The organism is Nostoc cf. edaphicum LEGE 07299 (assembly GCF_015207245.1).
Taxonomy (GTDB): domain Bacteria; phylum Cyanobacteriota; class Cyanobacteriia; order Cyanobacteriales; family Nostocaceae; genus Nostoc; species Nostoc edaphicum_B.
On sequence record NZ_JADEXF010000429.1, the window covers coordinates 1 to 4,550 of the forward strand.

A 4,550-nucleotide genomic window follows, 5' to 3' on the forward strand; every position below is an offset into this window, starting at 1 on the left:
ATGCTGCTGTGTCCAACGTTTTAGGTGATGCCATTCGTTTACAACAGGTTGTTTGGAATTTGCTTTCAAATGCAATCAAGTTTAGTTCCAAAAATGAAAGTGTAGAGGTCAGGTTGGAACAAGTTGAGTCTCAAGCTCAGATTACTGTTATTGATCGAGGGAGGGGCATAGAAGCAGAATTTATACCATTCGTCTTTGAACGGTTTAGTCAGCGTGATGCTTCCACTACTCGTTCTGCTGGTGGATTAGGGTTAGGACTTGCGATCGCTCTGACAATTGTAGAACTCCACAATGGCAATATCACAGCAGCCAGTGCGGGATTCGGCAAGGGTTCGACATTCACGGTGAGGCTACCTATCGTGACAATGACAAAGCAGTTGAGTAATGATGAACTATTCCTTGGAGAATTGCTGTATGGGAATAAGGAAATTGCCCAATTGCAGAACTTGTGCATTCTGGTTGTAGATGACGATGCAGATGCTCGGATGTTAATGCAGACTGTTCTTCAGAGCGCCGGGGCAGATGTATTAGTGGCAGCATCAGTAAAAGAAGCATTGGCACTTTTAGAACAGCGTAGGCATAGCCCAACCCAGGCACCGCCCGCTCTATTGATTAGTGATATCAGTATGCCAGATGAGGATGGCTTTACCTTAATTCGTCAAGTTCGCTCCCGCACTATAGAGCAAGGGGGACAAATTCCAGCGATCGCTCTCACTGCTTTTGCTGAAGCCAAAAATGAGCAACGTATTTTAAAAGCAGGGTTTCAACTTTTTATTGCCAAGCCAATTAAGCCAATGGAACTTGTGGACAAGATCATTGAGGTGTTAAAAACTTGATCAAATGTCAATTTCTTTCTATTTTAACCAGTGCATCACCTCTAGCGTTGCTGTCCTAGTCTGAGTAGGCGGTCATTTAAGGCGATTCTTCCTAATTCAGAAATAACCTCAACTGGAACACCAACAGATGTAGCTGCTTCTAGGATTGTTACTCTGCTATTTCGCAACAAAGATAAAATTTGCTGCACTTTAGGAACAACTGGATCGCTTTTGTTGGTGTAACCCCGATTAATAGCAATTCTCAGCCCGGTTTCAATATCATCTACTCTAGCTCTGCGATTTTTATCTATTAATAGTGTCTGTTGTCCAGCGATTGCGCTACTTTCAGAAGCTGTTCGGCGTCTACGTGCAGTGCCGAAGCCTATCGGAGACGCTGCGCGTAGCTTGCTTCCCCGTAGGGGTACGGCAACATCTTCTGGTGCGTTCGCTACGCGTAGCTTGCTTCCCTGTAAGGGTACGATGATCGCATTTGCAATCTGAATACCAACATACCCAGTGTTTCTACGCACTGGAACGATATCGAAGTTGTAGAGTCGTTTTTGTCCCGTTTTGTCTACAGTTTGGACAAGTAAGTTAGTAATAGCAGTAGTGGTAGCCCCTGGAAACTTTAGCGGTTGGATTGGCCTCAGAAAAATCGTTGTAGCGCGTCCGCTTTTTAAATCTGTATCTGTGGTGTAGACCAGTCGTGAAGGGTCTGCTACCAAAATATAGGCGATCGCCTCGTCGGTTTGAGTGAAACTAATAGGCGTAGCACGTCCTGGAGTAACTTGAACCTGAATCCTATTACTTGCAGCCATATCCCGTTCAATCAAGCGATATGCAGAAGTTTGTGCTTGTACCTGTACAACAGGTATCGTTACCCCAAATAGTATTGTGGTGCTAGCAATAACAAGAGTGGCAAATTGTTTCATACCAATGAAAGAATTTTGGACTAGAAGTTTTGACTTATAAACTGTTCTAGTAATCTCAAACATTAAGTTGTAGAACGTTCAGTTTGTATCTATTCAATAGCCAGGATGCTGTAGATAACTCGACTTCAATCTGTTTGAATTTTAAATTGCTGGCTATTTATACCAAATTGGTATCATTGTTCAACTTTCAAAAAACTATTGACGACAACCGAGACTTCTGTACCTTCAGGTAAATACTGGATATTGGGACGCTGTAGTAATTCCTGTACTGCTTGGTCAGAGCGTCTAGACAGACGTTCGCTGACTGGACTAAAAAAACCTTCTAGCGCCGCCGCCCAAATCTGAGGATTAGAGTTACTAGTAATAGTACTTTGGTTAAAAGTGCCACTAGAAACAACAGTGCTAGATTGAGTGCGGGGCTGATTCACTATGCTTCCCACCTTACCCAAACTACTGAGTAATCCAACTAACAAATCTTGTTGGGCAATATCTGTCCCCACATCATTCAGCTTTTTAGCAATTAACGGTTGCTGTCCTCGACCGCGAATTAACAGAGTCTCAGCCGGAATGGTTTCCTGTTTGATTGTGCCTTGGGAGTCAGGGTAAATAAGCGCGATCGCACTAGCAGATACTAAGTTATTCTTTTTACCTACTGCCACTGTTTTCGTTACTAAAATAGTACCAGCCGGGAGTGCCACCGTGCCATCTGTGGCTGTGAGAGGTTTGGTTAACTCGATAGCAAAGCGATCGCTGGGATTATTCCCTCCCTGATCCCAAATCATCGGCATGATAATTCTACCTGGAGCAGATGTACTCAGTGCTACCTCTTTAGTTTCATTTACATTGAGATTGGCTAGAGCTACAGGGGTGCGATTGAGGATACCTACCATTCCTGGAGTTAAGTTATCAGTTTTACTGTTAGTGCTTTTGGAGCCAATTAAAACTGTTTGAATACCAGGGTCTTCGGGAGTGGAAATGGATGGCCTAGCTGTTGGTTTCAAACTTGTTGGAGTTTGAGTGTTAACAGCAACTTCTGACTGAGTTTCAGCTGCTTTAGAGTTACCGATTTGCGACTGTCCCAGGCTAGCTAGTTGGCTCCACTGCTGGAAAGGATCGACATTCCTTTCAGGCTGTCGTATTGGTGTTGAAGCTTGATAACTAACAGGATTGGGAGAAATATACCGCACTACTGGGGGCGCAGGTTGAGAAATTCTTACAGGAGTTATTGGTGTTATGCGTGATGTAGGAGTTGTGCGCGGTGAAAAAGTCTCTTGAGGTTGAGATGGCCTTGGTTTGGGTTTATTTTGTAGGGTTGGATTTGGGGATTTAGCAGCAACAGGTTCCACTTTAAGTTGTTGCTGTTGGTCTTGAAACGCTAATCTGCTTTTCAGTTCGGCAGATTCATCTAAAACTGGTTCGCCTTTTGGAGATGTAGTAGGATTTTGGACTACTTGTTTGACAGGAGGTTTAGGTTGGAGAAATCCAAACCAGATCAGTGCTACAGATCCAATAACCATTCCCACTAAGCCAACTACTGAACCTAGTCGAACACTAGGTTTTTCTGCTAACGGTCGCTCTACCGCTCCTTCTGCATCTTGTTTCAAGCGATATTCTTCGGAAATGAGGTGATTTGCAGTAGGGTTATAACCTGCCAACAACTGCTCCTCTTCAGGGCTGATATCATCATCAGCAACCAAAGTGGCTTGGTTAGAGCGATGATTGCCGTTAGTACTGTTGAATTCCGGCGAAGAATCAGCAGAGTTTTCGTTTAGGTAGTCAAATTCATGGTTTTGATTTGAATTGGTCATAATTCTACCCTTTTCCTTTAGCGTCGTTGCTGAGAATTGAACTCAACCATCTTGGTAATTTGCAGTCCAGACGATCGCACTTCATAAATTTTCTGTTCTACCAGAGGGGCATCTTTACTTAAAGGAGATCGGGGAATCTCCACTGCTTGAACGGTAAATGTGCGGTTAAAAGGAATACGTTCATCTCTACCAGTAGTTCGGTCAACTAAGATACGGGTAGCAATCATGTCTATTTCCCATTCCCCAGGTCGTACTGCTCTCGGTTCTGACAGATAGGAAATAATAGTGGTGCTACGCAGCTGACCTGAAAAGAAGCTAGTAGGAACTAATTCGGCAATCTTCGGCAGAGAAGCTTTGGCAAATTCCGGTTCTAGCAGCAGGGAAGCAAACCAAGTATTTGTGGGAATGCGCCCATTTCTACCAACTTGAATGCCTTGGTCTGGTTGATTAGTGCCAGTGAGTTTGTCATCCCAGTTAAATGTTAGGGTTGTCCAGTCACTAACTACCTTTTGAATTACAGCTGGATAGCGCCAGTTGCGGTCTTGCTCAGAAATGTAGATTGTCTCACCATTTACCAACTGAGCAAAAGTCGTCTTGCGATCGGCAATTTTATTGACCCTGAAAGCGGTGAATAGAGTCAACAAAAATATGAGACCATTAAATGCAGTTAGGCAGATAAAGCAAACAGCTAGGAGGTTTTTGGCTTCTGGAAGCAATGGAGCTTGAAGTCGTTTAATTTGCAGAGTCATACCAAATTGGCATAAGTAGTATTGTTTGAAAATCCACCGAACAGCCTTGTGTTAAAGGTTTTTAATTCGTTTTGGAAAGTTCTGATGCCTGTCTTGAAAATAGGGACTAGAGACTAGTAGTTCGCCAAGTGAACTTGGCGGGGTAAAGGGGAAGGGGGAAAGGTTTTAAATCCCTTACCCTTTCCCCAGACCTCACCTAGCATTTTTGGGTTGGCAGACTACTAGAGACTAGAGACTGGGGACTGG

General features: G+C 43.7%; 4 protein-coding genes. 1 reads left to right on the forward strand and 3 read right to left on the reverse strand.

Going from position 1 to position 4,550, the window contains the following annotated elements:
- Positions 1 to 836, forward strand: an 836-nt coding sequence (locus IQ229_RS14095) for an ATP-binding response regulator (RefSeq protein WP_194044689.1), incomplete at its 5' end; no start/stop codon positions are given.
- Between the two features lie 41 nt (positions 837 to 877).
- Here the strand turns inward: IQ229_RS14095 and IQ229_RS24055 are convergent.
- The 3 genes from IQ229_RS24055 to IQ229_RS14110 all read right to left on the reverse strand — a co-directional run bounded on the left by IQ229_RS24055 (position 878) and on the right by IQ229_RS14110 (position 4,304).
- Positions 878 to 1,747, reverse strand: a complete 870-nt coding sequence (locus IQ229_RS24055; RefSeq protein ID WP_228013461.1) for a hypothetical protein — start codon at positions 1,745 to 1,747, stop codon at positions 878 to 880.
- Positions 1,748 to 1,920: 173 nt separating this feature from the next.
- Positions 1,921 to 3,555, reverse strand: a complete 1,635-nt coding sequence (locus IQ229_RS14105; protein ID WP_162398244.1) for a TrbI/VirB10 family protein — start codon at positions 3,553 to 3,555, stop codon at positions 1,921 to 1,923.
- A gap of 17 nt (positions 3,556 to 3,572) precedes the next feature.
- Positions 3,573 to 4,304 (reverse strand): hypothetical protein, encoded by a 732-nt coding sequence (locus IQ229_RS14110; RefSeq protein ID WP_228013462.1) that lies wholly within the window; start codon positions 4,302 to 4,304, stop codon positions 3,573 to 3,575.
- Between the last annotated feature and the right edge of the window lie 246 nt (positions 4,305 to 4,550).